Genomic DNA, 21,465 nt, shown 5'->3' with positions numbered 1-21,465 from the left:
GATTAACGTACCTTCAGCGTTGCCAGGCCAATCAGCACCAGCATCAGCGAAATAATCCAGAAACGCACGATCACGCGTGGTTCTGGCCAGCCTTTCAGTTCATAGTGATGGTGAATCGGTGCCATGCGGAAAATACGCTGGCCACGCAATTTAAACGACCCCACCTGCAAAATCACCGACAGGGTTTCCACCACGAACACCCCGCCCATAATCACCAGCAAAAACTCCTGGCGCAGCAGCACAGCGATAATCCCCAACGCGCCGCCGAGAGCCAGTGAACCCACATCCCCCATGAAGACCTGTGCCGGATAAGTGTTGAACCACAAAAAGCCCAACCCGGCACCGACAATCGCCGTGCAGACGATCACCAGCTCGCCCGCGTGACGCAGATAAGGAATATGCAGGTAATTAGCAAAATTCATGTTACCGGTAGCCCAGGCCACCAGCGCAAAGCCCGCAGCGACAAACACCGTAGGCATAATCGCCAGACCATCGAGACCGTCCGTCAGGTTAACGGCGTTGCCGGTACCTACAATCACAAAGTAGGCCAGCAGAATGTAGAAAATGCCTAGTTGCGGCATCACATCTTTAAAGAACGGCACCACCAGTTCTGTCGCTGGCGTATCTTTCCCCGCGAGGTAAAGCGCAAACGCAACGCCCAGCGCAATCAGTGACATCCAGAAATATTTCCAGCGAGCAATCAGGCCTTTGGTATCTTTACGCACCACTTTGCGGTAGTCGTCAACAAAACCAATCGCCCCATAACCTACCAGTACAAACAGCACACACCAGACATACGGGTTAGAGGGATAAGCCCATAGCAGTACGGAAACCACGATTGCCGTGAGGATCATAATTCCCCCCATCGTTGGCGTACCGCGTTTACTAAAATGCGACTCAGGACCGTCATTACGCACAACCTGGCCGAAGGAGAGTTTTTGCAGACGGGCAATCATGCGCGGCCCCATCCACAGAGAGATGAAGAGCGCGGTCAGCAGGCTGACAATGGCGCGAAACGTCAGATAGGAAAAGACGTTAAAGCCGGAATAATATTTGACCAGATGTTCGGCCAGCCACACTAACATGTTCCATTCTCCTGTAATTCGCGAACCACCTCTTCCATGGCGGAACTACGTGAACCTTTTACCAAAATGGTAATAATCTGCTGTTCTGCAATCAGCGCCTTCAAACGCGCCACTACTGCCGCTTTATTGTTAAAATGTTCGCCAACACCACTGGCTGTGCTCAGAGCCTTGCTCAGCTTACCGACACTCAGAACTTTATCGATGGCGAGGCCTTTCGCCGCTTCACCCACCTGAATATGGCAAGCTTCGCTCTCATCGCCTAACTCTGCCATATCACCCACCACCATCACCCGGTAGCCCGGCATTTCCGCCAGCACATGCACGGCGGCGGTCATTGAACCAACGTTGGCGTTATATGTGTCATCGAGCAGCAGTTTATTTTCGCCAAGTTGTACCGGAAACAGACGCCCCGGCACCGCTTTCAGGTTTGCCAACCCTTTTTTCACTGCCGCCAGGCTGGTGCCCACCGCCATCGCCAGCGAGGTCGCGGCCAGCGCATTGGCAATATTGTGTCGTCCCGGCAATGGTAGCGTCACATCCACATTACCCATTGGGGTTTGCAGCGTGAACTCAGTCCCGTGAGAGGTCACATGAATGTTGGTAGCCGTAAAATCACTGTTCACCGCATTTGGTGAGAAACGCCACACTTTGCGATCGCCAATAATGCTCTGCCAGTTCAGCCAGTCATTATTGTCAGCATTCATGATTGCCACACCGTTGGCAGGCAAGCCGGTGTAGATTTCACCTTTAGCTTTGGCCACGCCCGCAAGCGATCCGAAACCTTCCAGGTGTGCTGCCGCCAGGTTATTAACCAGAGCCGCTTCCGGACGGGTAAGCCCGACGGTCCAGGCGATTTCCCCCTGGTGATTCGCGCCCAGCTCAATCACTGCGTATTGATGTTCTTTGGTTAAGCGCAGGAGTGTCATCGGCACGCCGATGTCGTTGTTAAGGTTCCCTGCGGTATAAAGCGTGTTGCCACATTCACTCAGAATTGCGGCCGTCATCTCTTTCACCGAGGTTTTACCGGAAGAACCGGTTAACGCCACCACACGCGTCGGCACCTGCTGACGTACCCAGGCACCCAGCTCGCCGAACGCCTGGCGAGTGTCTTTCACCAGCAGTTGCGGCAGATCGCAGTCCAGCTTACGACTAACCAACAGCGCACCAGCGCCACCCGCTTTGGCTTGATCGGCAAAATCATGAGCGTCGAAGCGCTCGCCTTTCAGCGCCACAAACAAGCAGCCCGGCGTGAGTTTGCGGGTATCGCTGGTTACTGCATCAATCGTCACATTCTGACCGTGCAACTCACCGCGCAGAATGCCGGCCAGTTGGCTGAGGGTTACGCTAATCATGCCACTACCCCCAGCAAACGTGCCGCGGTGACACGATCGGAGTAATCCAGCCGTTGCGTCCCGACAATCTGATAATCTTCATGGCCTTTGCCAGCCAGCAGAACTACATCATTCTCTTTCGCCTGCATAATGGTGTTAGTCACGGCTTCCGCACGGCCTTCGACCACATGCGCGCGTCCCGCATCCAGCATACCGGCGAGAATATCGTTGATAATCGCGCGCGGCTCTTCGGTGCGCGGGTTATCGTCCGTCACCACCGACACATCGGCGAACTGCTCGGCAATTGCGCCCATAAGCGGGCGTTTACCTTTATCGCGATCGCCGCCGCAACCAAACACACACCACAGTTGACCAGTGCAGTGCAGGCGTACAGCCTGTAAGGCTTTTTCCAGCGCATCTGGCGTATGGGCATAATCCACTACCACCGTCGGTTTACCCGGCGCACTAAATACTTCCATTCGTCCACAAACCGGCTGCAACTGTGAAGCGGTTTTCAGCAAATCGCCTAACGGATACCCCAACGCCAGCAGCGTGGCCAGCGCCAGCAGCAGGTTACTGACGTTAAAGGCGCCCATCAGACGGCTTTCGATTTCACCTTGACCCCATGAAGAGTCAAAACGAATAGTCGCGCCACTATCGTGGTATTCCACGCCGGTAGCCTTAAGCCAGCGGCCGTGACAATCCGGGTTGATATGGTCTTCCATTGATACCGCAACCGCATCCGGCAGATTCGCTAGCCAGCGGCGGCCGACTTCGTCGTCGGCATTGATAATTGCCTGCCCGTAGTGGTGAGAGGAGAACAGCAGCCATTTCGCTGCTTCGTAATGCACCATATCACCGTGATAATCGAGATGATCGCGGCTTAGATTGGTAAATACGCCAGCGGCAAACTTCAGCGCCGCGACGCGATGCTGCACCAGACCGTGGGAAGAGACTTCCATCGCGGCAAACGTCGCTTTCTGCGCAACCAACCCTGCAATCACATGCTGAACATCAACCGCAGAGCCAGTGGTATTTTCCGTCGGGATAACTTTACCCAGCAGACCATTTCCAACCGTACCCATTACGGCGCTGGTTTCGCCCACCAATTGGCTCCACTGCGCCAGCAACTGCGTGGTCGTTGTTTTGCCGTTGGTACCGGTTACACCTATCAGGCGCAATTGTTCGGATGGCTCGCCGTAAAAACGGCCCGCCAGCGCGGAAAGGCGCTCATTCAACTGGCTGAGGTAAATGACTGGAACGCCGTGCATTTCACGAATTTCACCGTCATTTGCTTCGTCTTTCGCTTCAGCAATAATGGCAGCAACACCTTGCGCAATCGCCTGCGGGATATATCGACGCCCGTCCGCCTGATGACCGACCACCGCCACAAAGAGATCGCCCGATGCAGCCGCACGGCTGTCGAGTGTCATCTCCCGCAGTGCTCGCTCCGGTGCGCCTGGCACCCACGGAGCGAGAAGGTCGCGCAAATTACGATCTGCCACCTGTACCCTCGCCTTGATTAATTACAAACTCACTTTTTTCGCCCGTGGTCAGCGCGTCCGGCTCAATGTTCATGGTGCGCAGAACGCCGCCCATGATGGCACCGAAGACCGGTGCGGACACGGCACCACCGTAGTATTTACCCGCTTGCGGATCGTTAATCACCACCACCAGCGCAAAGCGCGGGCGGCTGGCAGGCGCGACGCCAGCGGTGTAAGCAATATATTTGTTGATATAACGACCATCCGGGCCGACTTTTTTCGCCGTCCCGGTTTTGATAGCAATGCGATAGCCTTTGATGGCTGCTTTCACCCCCCCACCGCCCGGTAGCGCAACGCTCTCCATCATATGCACCACTGTGCGCACGATAGACTCATTGAAAATGCGCTCACCCGGCACGGGCGGGTCAACTTTGGTAATCGACAGCGGACGGTAGATACCGTAACTGCCAATCGTTGCGTAGACTCGCGCTAACTGTAACGGCGTTACCATTAGCCCATAGCCGAAAGAGAAGGTGGCCCTCTCTATGTCAGACCACCGTTGTTTTTGAGGAAATAAGCCACTGCGTTCCCCGACCATCCCCAAATTGGTCGTTTTTCCCAGTCCAAACCGTGAGTAAGTATCTACTAACGCTGAGGAGGGCATCGCTAACGCCAACTTCGAAACACCGACGTTACTCGACTTTTGTAGCACCCCGGTAAGGGTCAATTCGCTGTAGCGCGCCACGTCTTTGATTTCGTGACCGTTAATTCGGTAAGGAACGGTATTCAGCACGGTATTAGGTGTGACGACACCGCGCTGCAGTGCGGTCATTACCACCATCGGTTTCACCGTTGAACCCGGTTCAAAAACGTCAGTGATCGCGCGGTTACGCATTGCATCTTTCGACGTACCGGTGAAGTTGTTCGGGTTGTAGGAAGGGCTGTTGGCCATCGCCAACACTTCGCCAGTGTTAACATCGACCAGCACTGCGCTTCCTGATTCTGCCTTGTTAAACGCCACTGCGTTATTCAGCTCGCGATAAACCAGCGCCTGCAAGCGTTCATCAATACTCAGCGCCAGGTTATGCGCTGCCTGGCTGTCGGTGGAAGAAATATCTTCTATTACACGCCCGTAGCGATCTTTACGCACAATACGTTCGCCAGGTTGACCGGTAAGCCATTTGTCAAAGCTCTTCTCAACACCTTCGATCCCCTGACTATCTACGTTAGTAAAACCGATAAGGTGAGCGGTCACTTCTCCGGAAGGGTAGTAACGCCGGGATTCTTCACGCAGATGAATCCCCGGCAACTTGAGTTTTTTAATGTAATCGCCGAGATCGGGGTTGACCTGACGCGCCAGATAGATAAAACGCATCTTCGGGTTGGCGTTAATACGGGAAGCCAACTGATCCAGTGGCATGTTCAGCGCGTCAGAGAGCGCTTTCCAGCGGTTATCCAGCGTGACGCCGCCAGCATCATGTAACTCTTTTGGATCGGCCCAAATCGCTTTCACCGGCACGCTGACTGCCAGTGGACGCCCGGATCGGTCGGTAATCATTCCACGCGACGTTGCGACTTCCTGCACGCGTAGAGAACGCATATCCCCTTCACGCACCAGCATCTCAGGATTGATAACTTGCAGCCAGGCGACCCGTCCAAGCAGAAACGCCATCGCCAGAAGGATGCAACCGCAAAGCAACGCAAAACGCCAACTCACAAAGTTGGCCTGTTCTTCCTGGCGTTTCGGTTTAAGCGTTTTCACCGCTGCTTTCATGCGTCGCGTAATTCCTTATTCATTTCTATTTCTGCACTACGATATTTTCCTGAGAGGGATCTACGTGCTGCATTTGCAGCTTTTCCGTCGCAATCCGTTCAACCCGGCTGTGATCGCCGAGCGCATTCTCTTCAAGAATCAGGTTGCGCCATTCGATATCCAGCGCGTCGCGCTCGAGCACCAGTTGTTCGCGCTGCGCGGTTAATAAACGTGTGTGGTGAGAGGTAGTGACAACCGTCACTGCCGTCATAATGATGCAAATGAACAGACAGAGTGGCAGTTTCCCAAATCGCAAAAGATCGTCGCCGATCACGCCAGGCAAGGCATGGCGCTCGTTGCTTCCTAACGATCCTTTCACTTTGCTTAGGGTTTCTGTCACTCTGCCGATCATGCGTTCGTCCTCTCTGCAATGCGCAGAACTGAACTACGGGCACGTGGGTTTTCAGCCACTTCTTCTTCACCCGGCATCAACTTTCCTAAGGCTCGCAACTGACGGCCACCCAGTTTCCTGAGTTGCTCTTCGGTCATCGGCAGCCCGGCAGGAACCTGCGGGCCGCGGCTTTGCTCACGCATGAAGCGTTTCACAATGCGATCTTCCAGAGAATGGAAGCTGATTATCGAAAGCCGCCCTCCCGGGGCAAGCACGCCGAGCGAGTTTTTTAGCGCCAGCTCTATTTCCTCCAGTTCACTGTTTACCCAAATGCGCACCGCCTGGAAGGTACGGGTCGCGGGATGTTTGAACTTATCTTTGATCGGTGTTGCCGCCGCAACGACTTCAGCCAGCTCTTTAGTGCGGGTCATTGGGTTGAGGCGGTTACGCTCTACAATGGCGCGCGCGATACGTTTAGCAAAACGCTCCTCGCCAAAGGTTTTCAGCACCCAGGCGATATCCGCCTCTTCGGCTGTTTGCAACCATTCTGCAGCAGACTGGCCGCGAGTGGGATCCATCCGCATATCGAGCGGGCCATCGCGCATAAAGGAGAAGCCACGCTCAGGATCGTCAAGCTGCGGTGAAGAGACACCAAGATCGAGAAGGATACCGTCGATCTTGCCAACAAGTTCGCGCTCGCTAACATAATCAGCAAGCGCAGAGAAAGGTCCATGAATGATGGAGAAGCGGCGATCATCAATGGTTTGGGCTACAGCAATTGCCTGCGGATCGCGATCGATCGCCAACAGGCGTCCTTCCGCCCCCAAATGGGAGAGGATCAGGCGCGAGTGACCACCGCGACCAAAAGTGCCATCGATGTAGATGCCATCCGGACGAATATTCAGGCCATTAACGGCCTCATCCAGCAGCACCGTTGTGTGTTTAAAATTTTCCATCATCATTACAGAGACAAATCCTGCAACCGATCTGAAAGTCCTTCAGAACCCGATTGCTCAGCGTCGATATCTTCCTTGACCTGTTGATACCAGGTCGTTTCGTCCCACAGCTCAAATTTATTGAACTGCCCGACCAGCATCACTTCTTTGGTTAGCCCGGCATGCTGCCGTAAAACAGGCGCAATCAATAAACGCCCGGCGCTATCCATCTGGCACTCGCTGGCATGCCCCAGCAATAAACGTTGTACGCGTCGCTCAAGCGGGTTCATGCTCGACAGGCGCGCCAGTTTTTGCTCAATAATTTCCCATTCAGGAAGGGGATAAAGCAGCAGGCATGAATGGCGAATGTCGATGGTACACACCATCTGACCAGAGGCATTCTCCAGCAGCAAATCCCGATAACGAGTCGGAACGGCTAACCGCCCTTTACTGTCGAGATTGACTAACGTCGCGCCACGGAACATGCCCGATTCACCCCCAAGTGACCCTTTTCACCACTTTATCCCACAAATCCCCACTAAGGGAGTTTACGGAGCGAAGGAAAAGCTTGTCAAGCCAGCGCAAAGGCTAACCAGAACAAAAGATCTCTTATTTACAGTGAATATCTGCAAAGGTGAATTAGTGCTCAACGTACGAGGCAAATTAACGTCATGAATATTTGCAAGAAAAAAACAGAATATGCGTATCCGCGTTTAAAACCATTTGATTCCTGCGCGCGAAATATAAAGTGTCAGTTTGCGACGCGGGCGGCATTTTAAGACATATCGCCCCAACTGAACAGCACCAATTGCACCCCTTCATACTGAGCGCAACGGCCTCATCACCAGGAAATAGCCCTACATCGATAATGTGTGCTAATAGAAAAAGGTAACACTTTTCTGAGATGTAACAATTTAAGACAGAAATCATAATTGCTGCTTTAAAAATATCCTTTTAAAACTCTCTTTAAAAAAGCAGCTGGAATTAACTTATCTCGCCCCCGTATAAAAATTAAGGATTTCTCTTAAAAGCCAGCAGGTAATAATTTGAGTAAAGGCAAGATAACAAAACAAAAAAGGCAGCCTACGCTGCCTTTATCTGAACTTATACGCGACTTAATATCCCGCGACGGTAAAGATTACGCCGGATACGACTAAGACCCGCTTTCGGTTTACGCGGTTCGTCGAGGCTTGCCAGCACAATTTCCAGAACCCGCTCCGCAACATCGCGATGGCGCTGCGCCACAGCAAGAACCGGGCATTGCAGGAAATCGAGCAGTTCGTGATCGCCAAAAGTCGCAATCGCCAGATCCGACGGCAATTTACCGTCGCGACGTAACGTAACGTCAAGCACACCCTGCAATAACGCAAACGACGTTATAAACATCGCCTGTGGCATAGGATTAGTTTCCAGCCATTTATCAAATAGCTGAGCGGCGGCTTCACGCTCGTAGCTATTGGCATAGAGATATTGCACTTCACGCGGATCGTCTTTCCACGCGGTACGGAAGCCCTGCTCACGCAGGAAACTGACAGATAGCTCCGGTAACGCCCCAAGATAAAGTACGCGCTCCGCCGGAAATTTACGCAGTTCTGCGGCCAGCATCTCCGAGTCATCCTGATCGGCACCAACAACACTGGTGAAGTGTTCACGATCCAGCGCGCGATCCAGTGCGACAATCGGGAAAGAATCATTGGCCCAGCGCTGATAGAACGGATGCTCTGGCGGCAATGAGGTAGAGACAATAATAGCGTCCACCTGCCGCTGCAACAGATGCTCGATACAGCGCATTTCATTATCGGGTTGATCTTCCGAGCAGGCGATCAGCAACTGATAGCCGCGCTGACGTGCCTGGCGCTCCAGGTAGTTGGCAATTCGGGTGTAGCTCGTGTTTTCAAGATCCGGGATCACCAGCCCAATCGAACGAGTGCGTCCTGCGCGCAGGCCAGCCGCCACCGCATTTGGGTGGTAGTTATGCTCACGAACAACCGCCATTACTTTCTCAACGGTTTTGTCGCTGACACGATACTGCTTCGCCTTACCATTAATGACGTAGCTTGCCGTGGTTCGTGAGACGCCGGCTAGCCGGGCGATTTCATCCAGTTTCACAATTGCCCCTTAAATTAATGTACTCCATAACCTTTTTAGGGATATAGGTTAAAACCCTTAACATCTAAGCGCAGAATGCTCACTCCGGCAACCGCTTTCATCTCTGGTTCCGGCGGATTTCGCAAAAAAAAACCCGGCGTAGAACACCGGGCCTGTAAAAAATATGGAAGGTTATTCTATTCAGCGCATGATTTTATCGCCGCGCGACAACCCCACCACACCGGAACGCGCAACTTCAACAATTTTCGCCACATCACGAATCGTGGCTAAAAAAGCATCCAGTTTGTCACTGGTACCTGCGAGCTGAACCGTGTAAATCGACGGCGTAACGTCAATGATCTGTCCGCGGAAAATCTCGGCATTGCGTTTCACCTCTTCGCGACCATAACCGCTGGCCTGAATCTTCACCAACATAATTTCACGTTCAACATATGCTCCCTGCCCTAGCTCGTTCACGCGTAATACATCAACCAGCTTGTGCAGTTGCTTTTCGATCTGCTCCAGAACCTTTTGATCGCCGACAGTCTGGATCGTCATCCGCGATAAGGTGGGATCGTCAGTCGGCGCAACGGTCAGGCTTTCTATGTTGTAACCGCGCTGAGAGAACAGGCCAATCACGCGCGATAACGCGCCCGATTCATTTTCCAGTAGTACAGACAGTATCCGGCGCATAATCAGGTTCTCTCCGTTTTGCTCAACCACATCTCATCCATGCCGCCGCCGCGGATCTGCATCGGATAAACGTGCTCACTACCGTCAACGGTAACATCAACAAACACCAGGCGATTGCTTTTCACCTGCTCCAGCGCTTCCGCCAGCTTTGCTTCCAGCTCATCCGGACGTGTAATACGAATTCCCACATGACCGTAAGCTTCCGCCAGGCGCGCAAAATCAGGCAACGACTCCATATAAGATTGTGAATGGCGGCCGGAATAGATCATGTCCTGCCACTGCTTCACCATCCCCAAATAGCGGTTATTGAGGTTCAATACCAGCACCGGCAGCTCATACTGCAACGCCGTGGAGAGTTCCTGAATATTCATCTGGATACTGCCATCGCCGGTCACACAGACAACCGTCTCCTCGGGCAGCGCCATCTTCACGCCGAGCGCGGCAGGTAAGCCAAAACCCATCGTGCCCAGCCCGCCGGAGTTGATCCAGCGGCGCGGTTTATCGAAATGGTAGTATAGCGCTGCAAACATCTGATGCTGGCCAACATCGGAAGTAACGTAAGCATCGCCATTTGTCAAACGCCAGATAGCTTCAATTACTGCCTGCGGTTTGATCTTTTCACTCTGGGTGTCATATTTCAGACACTGGCGTGCACGCCACTGGTCAATGCGCAACCACCAGTCCCGGATATCATCCAGCGGCTGTGGCTGCTCTTCCTGCTCCAGCAGCTCGAGCATTTGTTCCAGAACCAGCCGTGCGTCGCCGACAATGGGCACATCCGCCTGTACGGTTTTGGAAATGGAAGTGGGGTCGATATCGATATGCAGGACCGTCGCATCCGGACAGTACTTCGCCAGGTTATTGGTGGTGCGATCGTCAAAACGCACACCAACCGCGAAAATAACATCGGAATGGTGCATCGTCATATTGGCTTCATAAGTGCCGTGCATGCCCAGCATACCCAGCGCCTGTCGATGCGACGCCGGAAACGCGCCCAACCCCATTAAGGACGAGACCACGGGCAAATTCAGTTTTTCAGCCAACTGGCGTAACTGAGTTTCGCATGCGGAGTTAATCGCACCGCCTCCCACGTAAACTACCGGCCTCTTCGCCGACACCAGTGTTTGCAAAGCGCGCTTGATTTGTCCTTTGTGCCCCTGCGTCGTCGGATTATAAGACCGCATACTGACCGATTCCGGCCAGAAATAGGGCAGCTTGTTGGCCGGGTTCATAATATCTTTCGGCAGATCCACCACCACCGGCCCCGGGCGCCCACTGGCAGCCAGCCAGAACGCTTTCTTTAATACGCCGGGAATGTCTTCGGTTTGTTTGACCAGGAAACTATGCTTCACCACCGGACGGGAAATTCCCACCATGTCGCATTCCTGAAACGCGTCATAACCAATCAGCGATGTTGCAACCTGCCCGGAAAGCACCACCAGCGGGATGGAGTCCATATAAGCGGTAGCGATACCCGTGATTGCATTCGTCGCACCAGGGCCAGACGTGACCAGTACGACGCCAACCTCACCCGTTGCCCGCGCCAGCCCGTCGGCCATATGCACCGCCGCCTGCTCATGACGAACCAACACATGTTCAATACCGCCAACAGTATGCAGGGCATCGTAGATATCCAGGACTGCACCTCCGGGGTAGCCGAATACTTTCTTTACGCCTTGATCGATAAGCGATCGGACGACCATCTCGGCTCCAGACAACATCTCCATGCTTTGCCTCCAGGCTTATATTTGTTATTTGTCGACTGACGGCGGAACTCATTTCCACTCTGTCGCTCTGTTCAGAGCAGGAAGTCCTGCATTCTGATTATGAATGGCAGTTACCATAACCGCTCAAAATCTGGCAGGCAATTAGCAAACCACCGACATCAATGGCATACAAAAGAGGAATAACAATGCGAGAGCATCAGATCTGGTGGAAACATCTGTGATAAGGAAAGACGATGACCATTCATCATCCAAATGGCATGTTGTACAGGAAATCATGCATTTTTAGCACCATGCGGGAAGTCGCCGAAGACCTAAATTGAAATAAAATACTACCCATGCACAATTAAGCAGAATAAACCGACTAAAAAAGCCGATCTATTCCGTCAACACATTACAGAGTACAAACCGAGATCAGTAATTCTTCCATCCACTGATGGCCTTTATCACGGCCTGCTGCTTCATGCCATGAGAGATAGCAAGTGCGCGTATTAAGCGCCAGCGGCAGAGGTAATACCTGCAAAGGCAGGCTATAAGCAAAGCGTTCAACCAACCAACGCGGCGCAATCGTCACCAAATTCGTTTGGGCGACAATGTTCAATACACTGGTGACTGCCATCCCCTGATAAGCAATACAGTTCTTCTTTTCCGCCGTATCATACCAGGGCTGACTAAAGGAAGCATAATGGTCCAGCAAGACCACTGCATGCTGTTCATTGAAAACACTGTCTTCGGTCCCAAGATTCTCAGTGCGTGGATGTTCTTTACTGGTTACCAACACCATTTCGTCTTTAAATAATGGAACGCAAGAGAATTCCGGACGACGAAACTCTTCGTAGCCGATCACAAATTCAATTTCCTGGTAACGCAATTGATGTTCAGTACTGTGATTAAGATCTGCTTTAAAGACAAGATTAATATTAGGTGCAGTCTTTTCAACTCGATTGTAAATAATTGACGTTAAGAGGTTATCCAGCGGACTACATACACAAAGATTAAATACACGCTCACTGCTCTGTGGATCAAATCCTGGACCGGGCAACTCATTTTGTACCAACTGCAATGCCTGACGGATCGAGCCAAACAGTTGATATGAACGCGCAGTGGGCTGAATCCCACGGCCATAGCGGATAAACAGCTCGTCGTTAAACATGACTTTAAGCCGCGCAACGGCATTACTCACAGCGGGTTGTGACATTCCCAGCACATGCGCCGCACGGGTAATGTTTTGTTCCTGCATCACCGCATCAAAAACGGTTAGTAAATTAAGATCTACTGAACGCAACTGTGGTTTGACCACATCGACCACCTGATGGTTGTCAATAGATTCCCCAGGAACATTGCAATCCGTCGTCATGATAAAACTCCCTTAATTGTGTAATAATAATATTCAGGAAGATGATGTATCATGCATATAGCATTATTAGAAGCAAAGCGTGAAAAATTAGGAATATTTAAATATTTTTTTATATTTCCTCAAAGAGAAGGTGACGATAATTAATACGCTAATCAATGATTGATTAATATACCTTTACTTTATCAAACATTCCGAAACTCATCTGTTGGTAACCATAACCACCATCCACCCCCTAACGCAAATCGCAAAAGGCTTGTTCTGTAAATTGACCTTTAAACTCGTGGTCGTCCATTAACAAACACTCAATATATCGATTCGCACGAAATACGCATTTCATTCAAGATGACAGGATAATTAACTAAAAAGAAGCCATACAATCCACCTGTTCTGAAGATGGTTTTCAGGAGCAGGGGTTGACTTTGACAAGCGTATCCAGTACCACTAAAAGCATAACGTTTTTCCTGGAGCTTGATTCATGATTCGTAACGTCGGTTTCGTTGGTCTACTACTACTAAACGCATCACTTGTGCGCGGTAGACCGGCGGACGACATTCAGAGTTGAATTGTCTGCCAGTTAAGACAGAAACCCGCGCCTTGGCGCGGGTTTTTTTATGCTCGTAGCGAGGCGACCTCAGATAACAAGGACCTAAACCATGAGCCAGCAAGTCGTTATTTTCGATACTACATTACGTGATGGTGAACAGGCGTTACAGGCGAGCCTGAGCGTGAAAGAGAAGCTGCAAATCGCCCTGGCGCTGGAACGTATGGGCGTCGATGTGATGGAAGTCGGCTTTCCGGTTTCTTCCCCGGGTGATTTTGAATCCGTACAAACCATCGCGCGCCATGTGAAAAACAGCCGCGTTTGCGCCCTCGCTCGCTGTGTTGAAAAAGATATTGATGTCGCCGCGGAATCACTGAAAGTCGCTGAAGCATTCCGCATCCATACGTTTATCGCCACCTCGCCGATGCATATTGCCACCAAATTGCGCAGTACGCTGGATGAAGTGATTGAACGTGCAATTTACATGATCAAACGCGCACGTAACTATACCGATGATGTGGAGTTCTCTTGCGAAGATGCGGGCCGTACGCCAATCGACGATCTGGCGCGAGTGGTCGAAGCCGCCATCAACGCCGGGGCAAAAACCATCAACATCCCGGATACTGTCGGCTACACCATGCCGTTTGAATTCGCCAATATCATCACCGGCTTGTATGACCGCGTACCGAACATCGATAAAGCCATTATCTCTGTACATACCCATGATGACTTAGGACTGGCCGTTGGCAACGCCATCGCAGCGGTACACGCCGGCGCGCGCCAGGTTGAAGGCGCGATGAACGGTATTGGTGAACGTGCCGGTAACTGCTCGCTGGAAGAGGTGATCATGGCGATTAAGGTGCGCAAAGATATTATGAACGTGCACACACGTATCAATCACAATGAAATCTGGCGCACCAGCCAGACCGTCAGCCAGATCTGCAATATGCCGATTCCGGCGAACAAAGCGATTGTCGGCACTGGCGCTTTCGCCCACTCCTCCGGTATTCACCAGGATGGCGTGCTGAAAAACCGCGAAAACTACGAAATCATGACACCGGAATCCATTGGTCTGAATCAGGTGCAGTTAAACCTGACCTCCCGTTCAGGCCGTGCGGCGGTAAAACATCGTATGGAAGAGATGGGTTACCAGGAAGCAGATTACAACCTGGATAACTTGTACGAAGCGTTCCTGAAATTGGCGGATAAAAAAGGCCAGGTTTTCGATTACGACCTGGAAGCGCTGGCGTTCATTAACAAACAGCAGGAAGAGCCAGAGCATTTCCGCCTGGACTACTTCAGCGTGCAGTCCGGCTCCAACGACATCGCAACCGCCTCCATCAAGCTGGCCTGCGGTGATGAAATTAAAACCGAAGCCGCCAATGGTAACGGCCCTGTTGATGCAATCTACCAGGCCATTAACCGTGTCACCGAGTACGACATCGAGCTGGTGAAATATGGTCTCAGCGCCAAAGGCCACGGCAAAGATGCGCTGGGGCAAGTTGATATCGTCGCCAATTACAATGGCCGCCGCTTCCACGGTGTGGGTCTGGCGACAGATATCGTTGAGTCCTCAGCAAAAGCCATGGTGCATGTGCTGAACAATATCTGGCGCGCCGCCGAAGTCGAAAAAGAGTTGCAACGTAAAGCGCAGAACAAAGAGAACAACAAGGAAACCGTGTGATGTCGAAGAATTATCATATTGCTGTGTTACCGGGTGACGGTATCGGTCCGGAAGTCATGGCGCAAGCCCTGAAAGTACTGGAAGCCGTGCGTAGCCGCTTTGGCATGCATATCACTACCAGCCATTATGACGTGGGCGGTATCGCCATCGACCGTCACGGCAACCCGCTGCCGCAGGTAACCGTTGAAGGCTGTGAGCAGGCAGATGCCATTCTGTTTGGCTCCGTAGGCGGCCCGAAATGGGAAAATCTGCCGCCGGCACAGCAACCGGAACGTGGTGCACTACTGCCGCTGCGTAAGCACTTCAAATTATTCAGTAATCTGCGACCGGCCAAACTGTATCAGGGGCTGGAAGCTTTCTGCCCACTGCGTGAAGATATCGCCGCTAATGGCTTCGATATTCTGTGCGTACGTGAACTGACTGGCGGTATTTACTTCGGCCAGCCGAAAGGCCGTGAAGGCAGTGGTCAGCATGAGAAGGCCTTCGATACCGAGGTCTATCATCGTTTTGAAATCGAACGTATCGCGCGTATTGCTTTTGAATCAGCGCGTAAACGCCGTAAAAAAGTGCACTCAATTGATAAAGCCAACGTTCTGCAAACCTCTCTGCTGTGGCGCGAAATCGTCAATGAAATTGCCAGCGAATATGAGGATGTTGAACTGGTGCATATGTATATTGACAACGCGACTATGCAGCTGATTAAAGATCCGTCCCAATTTGACGTGTTGCTGTGCTCTAACCTCTTCGGCGATATCCTCTCCGATGAGTGTGCGATGATCACCGGTTCGATGGGTATGCTGCCTTCAGCAAGCCTGAACGAACAGGGTTTTGGTCTGTACGAACCGGCGGGTGGCTCAGCCCCGGATATCGCCGGTAAAAATATTGCTAACCCGATTGCGCAGATCCTGTCGCTGGCGCTGCTGCTGCGTTATAGCCTGGACGCAGGTGAAGCGGCTTCTGCTATCGAAAACGCAATCAACCGAGCATTAGAAGAAGGCGTGCGTACCGGTGATTTAGCCCGTGGCGCCGCGGCTGTCAGTACCGATGAAATGGGCGATATTATTGCCCGTTTTGTCGCCGAAGGGGTGTAATCATGGCTAAGAGTTTGTACGAAAAATTGTTTGATGCGCACGTTGTGTATGAAGCACCCAACGAGACTCCATTGCTGTATATCGATCGCCATCTGGTGCACGAAGTGACCTCGCCGCAGGCATTTGACGGCCTGCGTGCGCACAAACGTCCGGTGCGCCAGCCGGGTAAAACGTTCGCTACCATGGATCATAACGTCTCCACGCAGACCAAAGACATTAACGCTTCCGGCGAAATGGCGCGCATCCAGATGCAGGAATTGATCAAAAACTGCAACGAATTCGGCGTTGAACTGTATGACCTGAATCACCCATACCAAGGGATTGTCCACGTAATGGGACCAGAACAAGGTATTACCCTGCCGGGTATGACCATTGTTTGTGGCGATTCGCACACCGCAACCCACGGCGCGTTTGGCGCACTGGCCTTCGGTATCGGCACGTCGGAAGTTGAGCATGTGCTGGCAACGCAGACCCTGAAACAGGGTCGCGCTAAGACCATGAAAATCGAAGTAAAAGGTACTGCGGCACCGGGGATCACCGCCAAAGATATCGTGTTAGCGATCATCGGCAAAACGGGTAGCGCAGGTGGCACCGGTCACGTGGTTGAATTCTGCGGTGATGCAATTCGTGCGTTGAGCATGGAAGGCCGCATGACGCTGTGCAATATGGCAATTGAGATGGGTGCGAAAGCCGGTCTTGTGGCCCCGGACGACATCACCTTTAATTACGTGAAAGGCCGTCTGCATGCGCCGAAAGGCAAAGATTTTGATGAGGCTGTTGCTTACTGGAAAACGTTGCATACCGACGAAGGGGCAACTTTCGACACGGTTGTGACCTTGCAGGCAGAAGAGATCGCGCCGCAGGTAACCTGGGGCACCAATCCGGGCCAGGTGATTTCGGTGACGGATATCATTCCCGATCCGGCATCGTTCGCCGATCCGGTTGAGCGCGCCTCAGCGGAAAAAGCACTGGCCTACATGGGCCTGAAACCGGGCATTCCACTGACTGAAGTGGCGATTGATAAAGTGTTTATCGGTTCCTGTACAAACTCGCGTATTGAAGATTTACGCGCCGCAGCGGAGATCGCGAAAGGCCGCAAAGTCGCGCCTGGCGTACAGGCGCTGGTGGTGCCAGGTTCAGGTCCGGTGAAAGCGCAGGCGGAAGCGGAAGGACTGGATAAGATCTTTATCGAAGCCGGTTTCGAATGGCGTTTGCCTGGCTGCTCTATGTGCCTGGCAATGAACAACGACCGCCTGAACCCCGGCGAACGTTGCGCCTCCACCAGTAACCGTAACTTTGAAGGCCGTCAGGGTCGCGGCGGACGCACGCATCTGGTCAGCCCGGCAATGGCTGCCGCTGCGGCGGTAACCGGTCATTTCGCCGATATTCGTAGCCTGTAAGGAGCTCACCATGGCAGAAAAATTTACCCAACACACCGGCCTGGTTGTTCCGCTGGATGCCGCCAATGTCGATACGGACGCTATTATCCCGAAACAGTTCCTGCAGAAGGTTACACGTACCGGTTTTGGCGCCCATCTGTTTAATGACTGGCGCTTCCTTGATGATAAAGGCGAGCAACCGAACCCAGAATTCGTCCTGAACTTTCCGCAATACAAAGGCGCCTCCATTTTGCTGGCGCGCGAAAACTTCGGCTGCGGTTCCTCACGCGAGCATGCGCCGTGGGCACTGACCGATTACGGCTTCAAAGTAGTAATTGCGCCAAGCTTCGCTGATATCTTCTATGGCAACAGCTTTAACAACCAGTTGCTGCCGGTGACGCTGGGCGAAGAAGATGTCGATGCACTGTTCACGCTGGTACAGAACAACCCAGGTACGACCTTTGAGGTGGATCTCGAAGCACAGGTGGTAAAAGCGGGCGGGAAATCCTATAGCTTTAACATCGATGCCTTCCGCCGTCACTGCATGCTGAACGGTCTGGACAGCATTGGCCTGACGCTGCAGCATGAAGACGCGATTGCCACTTACGAAAGCAAGCAACCGACGTTTATGAGCTAACAAAAGCAGACGACTTGCCGGATGGCGTTAACGCTTATCCGGCAAGCAAACCGTCGCGATCACCGCCAGACACCTGGCAAACAAAAACTTACACCTCTTTCACGCGGCTGGTCAGCAGCAGCGCCACCACGGAAATCACCGCAATCCCTATGTACACAACCCCGTGGCTAAAACGTTGCGCCAGCGCGCCCTGAATCACCCCAGCAAGAATCACTCCGGTTGAAATACTATTGGTAAACAGCGTTGTCGCCGAACCGGCACGCCCTGGCATTAAATCCTGAAACCACAGCATACCGATACCGGCGACGATGCCGATAAAGATCGCATTGAACAATTGCAGCACCAACAGCGCCATTTGGCTGTGGAAGAAGATCAGACCCAGATAAAACACCACACCTGCGGCGACGGCAGTCACCATCATCCGCCGCTTGCCCAGATGTTTAACAAAATACCCGGCCAGGATCATCGCCGGGATCTCCAGGCCTGCTGCAGTGCCCATCAGGATCCCGGCGAGTTTATCCGGTAGCCCCAGTTCCTGGCTAATCCACAGTGGCATGTCGATAATGTACATGGTGTTGCAGGTCCACATCAGCGTTGAGGCGATAAACAGCATGCGCACGTTCTTATCATCCCAGCCGCTCACTTCCGTCACTGCGACGACGGGCTGCGCCACGCGCGGCACCGAGGGCAGCCAGAATGCAATCATCACCAGGCTTATCACAAAAAGTCCGGCAGCAACGGTGAACATAGCGGTAAAGCCGTAATTGAGCGCCAGCATAAACGCCAGCGGCGGGCCAATCACCCACGCCAGCGAGAGCTGTGCGCGCATCACCGAACTGAACATCACCACTTCCCGCGCAGAACTGTCGGCATATTCGCGCGCCAGCGCAAAGAGTTGCGGCATTGCGGTACTGGCGAGCGAGGCCAGTAGCACGCCACAGGTGATAAGCGTCAGATAGTGACGATTGAAGGCAAACAGCAGTGCGTTACCCACCGCCATCAGGCAGCAAAAGAGGATCAGCTTGCGACGATCGCCCTGGTTATCGGAACGTTTTGCCAGCAACAGGCTGATCAAGATCCCGGCTACCGCGTTGACGGTATAAAACAGCCCAATCCAGAAAGGCTGGGCACCCACTTCGCGGCTGAGAAACAGGCTAAGCGTCGGCGCCTGCACAGCACCGGCAACCCCCATCATAAACGCAACGATCATAAAAGCGACGTAAACACCGTTGAGACGGCGTCCCATCGTCATTAACCAGAGCATGAACGTTTCCTTTCCAAAAGCGGCAAAAACCGCAGAAATCATAAACGAAAAAAGCCAGCAAAAAATATTTTGCTGGCGTAGGCGGATTTGCGCCTAATACTCAGTCACACATGATGTCCGCGATTCAGTCTTTCGAGATCGGCGTTGTCACTTTCCACTGCATCAGTTCTTCCAGTATTTTCAGGCGCTGCCCTGCACTCTGACGGGCGAGCCAGCACACATCCTGTGTGGCGCGAAAATAAGCCAGATAAAACCGTCGTATGGATGATCCCGGCATACCACCTCCTCGCTTTCATCGAAGAGAAGTATTGGCTTAATATAGGGATAAATAAATTGCTGAGTTTTTATCAGGAGTTCCTCTTTTATGTCTTCTGGCCGCCTGCAACAGCAGTTCATCCGTTTGTGGCAATGCTGCGACGGAAAATCTCAGGAAACTACGCTTAATGAGCTGGCAGATCTGCTCAGTTGCTCGCGCCGCCATATGCGCACGCTGCTAAATACCATGCAGGAACGCGGCTGGCTGACATGGGATGCAGAAGCGGGCCGCGGCAAGCGTTCGCGTCTGACGTTCCTCTATACCGGGCTGGCGCTGCAGCAACAGCGGGCGGAGGATCTGCTGGAGCAGGACCGTATCGATCAGTTGGTTCAACTGGTGGGCGATAAAGAAGCGGTCCGCCAGATGCTGGTTTCCCATCTTGGACGGACCTTTCGCCAGGGGCGACATATTCTGCGCGTACTCTACTATCGTCCGCTACGCAATCTGCTGCCGGGCACGCCATTACGACGTTCCGAAACCCATATGGCGCGGCAAATCTTTAGTGCGTTGACGCGCATAAATGAGGAAAATGGGGAACTGGAAGCGGATATCGCTCATCACTGGAAGGCGATTTCCCCTTTACACTGGCGCTTTTATCTACGCCCCGGCATCCACTTTCATAACGGCCACGAGCTGGAAATGAGTGATGTGATCGCTTCCCTGCAACGAGCGACCGCCCTGCCGCTCTATTCTCATATCCGCGAGATCGTCTCCCCAACCCCCTGGACGCTGGATATTCATCTCTGGCAGCCGGATAATTGGCTTCCCTGGTTGATGGGGCATGTGCCCTCCATGATCCTGCCGCAAGAGTGGAACACCCTGCCCCATTTTTCCAGCCAGCCGATTGGCACCGGTCCGTATGCTGTGGTGCGCAATACCAGTAACCAATTGAAGATTCACGCCTTTGACGACTATTTTGGCTTCCGCGCCCTCATTGATGAAGTGAATGTCTGGGTGTTGCCGGATCTCAGCGACGACCCAACCTGCGGGCTGACGCTGGAAGGGCCGAGCGGCGATGAAAAAGCGGTCGAAAGCCGCCTGGAAGAGGGCTGCTACTATCTGCTGTTTGACGCGCGATCCAGCCGCGGCGCCAGCCAGGCGGTCAGGGAATGGGTAAGCCAGATCCTCTCCCCCGCTAGCTTGTTATGGCATGCTGACGAGCGCTATCAACGTTACTGGTTCCCGGCTTACGGCCTGCTGCCGCGCTGGCATCATGCCCGTCCCGGCGTCGGCGAGAAGCCTGCCGGGCTGGAATCGTTGACGCTCACCTTTTATCGCGAACACCACGAGCACGAGGCGCTCTCCCGTATCATGAGCAACTTACTGGCAGAACACGGGGTAAAACTTCATGTACAAAGAGTGGAGTACACCGAGTGGTACCGGGGTGAAGCGACCAGCGATCTGTGGCTTAACAGCGCCAACTTTACCCTGCCGCTCAACTTTTCGGTCTTTGCTAACCTGTATGAAGTGCCCTTGTTGCAGCACTGTATTCCAATCGACTGGCAAGCTGCTGCCACCGAGTGGCGTGCCGGAAAGATGAACCTCGCCGCCTGGTCTCAGCAGTTACTGGCCAGCAAAGCGCTGGTGCCATTAATTCATCACTGGTTGAGGATACAGGGGCAACGCAGTATGCGCGGGCTACGCATGAATACGCTGGGCTGGTTTGATTTTAAATCAGCCTGGTATGCGCCACCCGATCCATAACGCTTTCG

19 protein-coding genes are annotated in these 21,465 nt (G+C 52.8%); 6 read left to right on the top strand and 13 right to left on the bottom strand.

Annotated features, from left to right (window positions below; all coding sequences use genetic code 11):
- Positions 1–2 precede the first annotated feature (2 nt).
- From mraY to leuO, 11 genes are all read right to left on the bottom strand, one after another.
- Positions 3–1,085: a phospho-N-acetylmuramoyl-pentapeptide-transferase gene (gene mraY / locus BM427_RS14445; protein ID WP_090122545.1), complete on the bottom strand. Its 1,083-nt coding sequence runs from the start codon at positions 1,083–1,085 to the stop codon at positions 3–5.
- On the bottom strand, positions 1,079–2,437 hold the full coding sequence (gene murF, locus BM427_RS14440) for a UDP-N-acetylmuramoyl-tripeptide--D-alanyl-D-alanine ligase (RefSeq protein ID WP_090122543.1): 1,359 nt from the start codon (positions 2,435–2,437) through the stop codon (positions 1,079–1,081). Before murF ends, mraY begins: the two co-directional genes overlap by 7 nt.
- On the bottom strand, positions 2,434–3,921 hold the full coding sequence (gene murE, locus BM427_RS14435) for a UDP-N-acetylmuramoyl-L-alanyl-D-glutamate--2,6-diaminopimelate ligase (RefSeq protein ID WP_090122542.1): 1,488 nt from the start codon (positions 3,919–3,921) through the stop codon (positions 2,434–2,436). The genes murF and murE overlap by 4 nt, the downstream gene beginning before the upstream one ends.
- Positions 3,908–5,674 carry a peptidoglycan glycosyltransferase FtsI gene (locus BM427_RS14430; RefSeq protein WP_090122540.1) on the bottom strand — a complete coding sequence of 589 codons (1,767 nt, stop codon included), beginning with the start codon at positions 5,672–5,674 and terminating at the stop codon, positions 3,908–3,910. The genes murE and BM427_RS14430 overlap by 14 nt, the downstream gene beginning before the upstream one ends.
- A 25-nt stretch (positions 5,675–5,699) precedes the next feature.
- Complete coding sequence (gene ftsL / locus BM427_RS14425) at positions 5,700–6,065, bottom strand: cell division protein FtsL (RefSeq protein WP_007373141.1); 366 nt, start codon at positions 6,063–6,065, stop codon at positions 5,700–5,702.
- The gene (gene rsmH, locus BM427_RS14420) at positions 6,062–7,003 is read right to left on the bottom strand and encodes a 16S rRNA (cytosine(1402)-N(4))-methyltransferase RsmH (protein WP_090122777.1); all 942 of its coding nucleotides are present in this window, start codon (positions 7,001–7,003) and stop codon (positions 6,062–6,064) included. The genes ftsL and rsmH overlap by 4 nt, the downstream gene beginning before the upstream one ends.
- Positions 7,004–7,005: 2 nt before the next feature.
- On the bottom strand, positions 7,006–7,464 hold the full coding sequence (gene mraZ, locus BM427_RS14415) for a division/cell wall cluster transcriptional repressor MraZ (RefSeq protein ID WP_090122539.1): 459 nt from the start codon (positions 7,462–7,464) through the stop codon (positions 7,006–7,008).
- A 619-nt stretch (positions 7,465–8,083) separates the two neighbouring features.
- Positions 8,084–9,088, bottom strand: coding sequence for a catabolite repressor/activator (gene cra / locus BM427_RS14405; protein WP_043955019.1), 1,005 nt, complete (start codon positions 9,086–9,088; stop codon positions 8,084–8,086).
- Positions 9,089–9,268: 180 nt separating this feature from the next.
- Positions 9,269–9,760: an acetolactate synthase small subunit gene (ilvN, locus tag BM427_RS14400; RefSeq protein WP_007373137.1), complete on the bottom strand. Its 492-nt coding sequence runs from the start codon at positions 9,758–9,760 to the stop codon at positions 9,269–9,271.
- 2 nt (positions 9,761–9,762) lie between these two features.
- Positions 9,763–11,487, bottom strand: a complete 1,725-nt coding sequence (gene ilvI, locus BM427_RS14395; RefSeq protein ID WP_090122537.1) for an acetolactate synthase 3 large subunit — start codon at positions 11,485–11,487, stop codon at positions 9,763–9,765.
- A 391-nt stretch (positions 11,488–11,878) separates the two neighbouring features.
- Positions 11,879–12,841 carry a transcriptional regulator LeuO gene (gene leuO / locus BM427_RS14390; protein WP_090122535.1) on the bottom strand — a complete coding sequence of 321 codons (963 nt, stop codon included), beginning with the start codon at positions 12,839–12,841 and terminating at the stop codon, positions 11,879–11,881.
- A gap of 475 nt (positions 12,842–13,316) precedes the next feature.
- On the opposite strand from leuO, the gene leuL reads away from it, so the two are divergent.
- From leuL to leuD, 5 genes are all read left to right on the top strand, one after another.
- Positions 13,317–13,403, top strand: a complete 87-nt coding sequence (leuL, locus tag BM427_RS26360; RefSeq protein ID WP_139234418.1) for a leu operon leader peptide — start codon at positions 13,317–13,319, stop codon at positions 13,401–13,403.
- Between the two features lie 91 nt (positions 13,404–13,494).
- Positions 13,495–15,066 (top strand): 2-isopropylmalate synthase, encoded by a 1,572-nt coding sequence (gene leuA, locus BM427_RS14385; RefSeq protein WP_090122534.1) that lies wholly within the window; start codon positions 13,495–13,497, stop codon positions 15,064–15,066.
- Entirely contained in the window at positions 15,066–16,157 is a 1,092-nt protein-coding gene (gene leuB / locus BM427_RS14380; RefSeq protein ID WP_090122532.1) for a 3-isopropylmalate dehydrogenase, read from the top strand. Before leuA ends, leuB begins: the two co-directional genes overlap by 1 nt.
- Before the next feature lie 2 nt (positions 16,158–16,159).
- Entirely contained in the window at positions 16,160–17,557 is a 1,398-nt protein-coding gene (gene leuC / locus BM427_RS14375) for a 3-isopropylmalate dehydratase large subunit (protein WP_090122531.1), read from the top strand.
- Between the two features lie 10 nt (positions 17,558–17,567).
- Positions 17,568–18,173 carry a 3-isopropylmalate dehydratase small subunit gene (gene leuD, locus BM427_RS14370; RefSeq protein ID WP_090122529.1) on the top strand — a complete coding sequence of 202 codons (606 nt, stop codon included), beginning with the start codon at positions 17,568–17,570 and terminating at the stop codon, positions 18,171–18,173.
- Between the two features lie 88 nt (positions 18,174–18,261).
- Here leuD and BM427_RS14365 read toward each other — a convergent pair whose 3' ends face one another.
- Together BM427_RS14365 and sgrT are read right to left on the bottom strand one after the other, a co-directional pair.
- Positions 18,262–19,437, bottom strand: coding sequence for a sugar efflux transporter (locus BM427_RS14365; RefSeq protein WP_090122528.1), 1,176 nt, complete (start codon positions 19,435–19,437; stop codon positions 18,262–18,264).
- A gap of 124 nt (positions 19,438–19,561) precedes the next feature.
- Entirely contained in the window at positions 19,562–19,714 is a 153-nt protein-coding gene (sgrT, locus tag BM427_RS14360) for a glucose uptake inhibitor SgrT (RefSeq protein WP_090122526.1), read from the bottom strand.
- 87 nt (positions 19,715–19,801) lie between these two features.
- Here sgrT and sgrR point away from each other — a divergent pair, with 87 nt between their 5' ends.
- Positions 19,802–21,457, top strand: coding sequence for an HTH-type transcriptional regulator SgrR (gene sgrR, locus BM427_RS14355; RefSeq protein ID WP_090122525.1), 1,656 nt, complete (start codon positions 19,802–19,804; stop codon positions 21,455–21,457).
- Positions 21,458–21,465: the final 8 nt, after the last annotated feature.

This window comes from Kosakonia arachidis (genome assembly GCF_900116535.1).
Lineage (GTDB): Bacteria > Pseudomonadota > Gammaproteobacteria > Enterobacterales > Enterobacteriaceae > Kosakonia > Kosakonia arachidis.
This window is presented reverse-complemented; position numbering and strand designations above follow the sequence as displayed.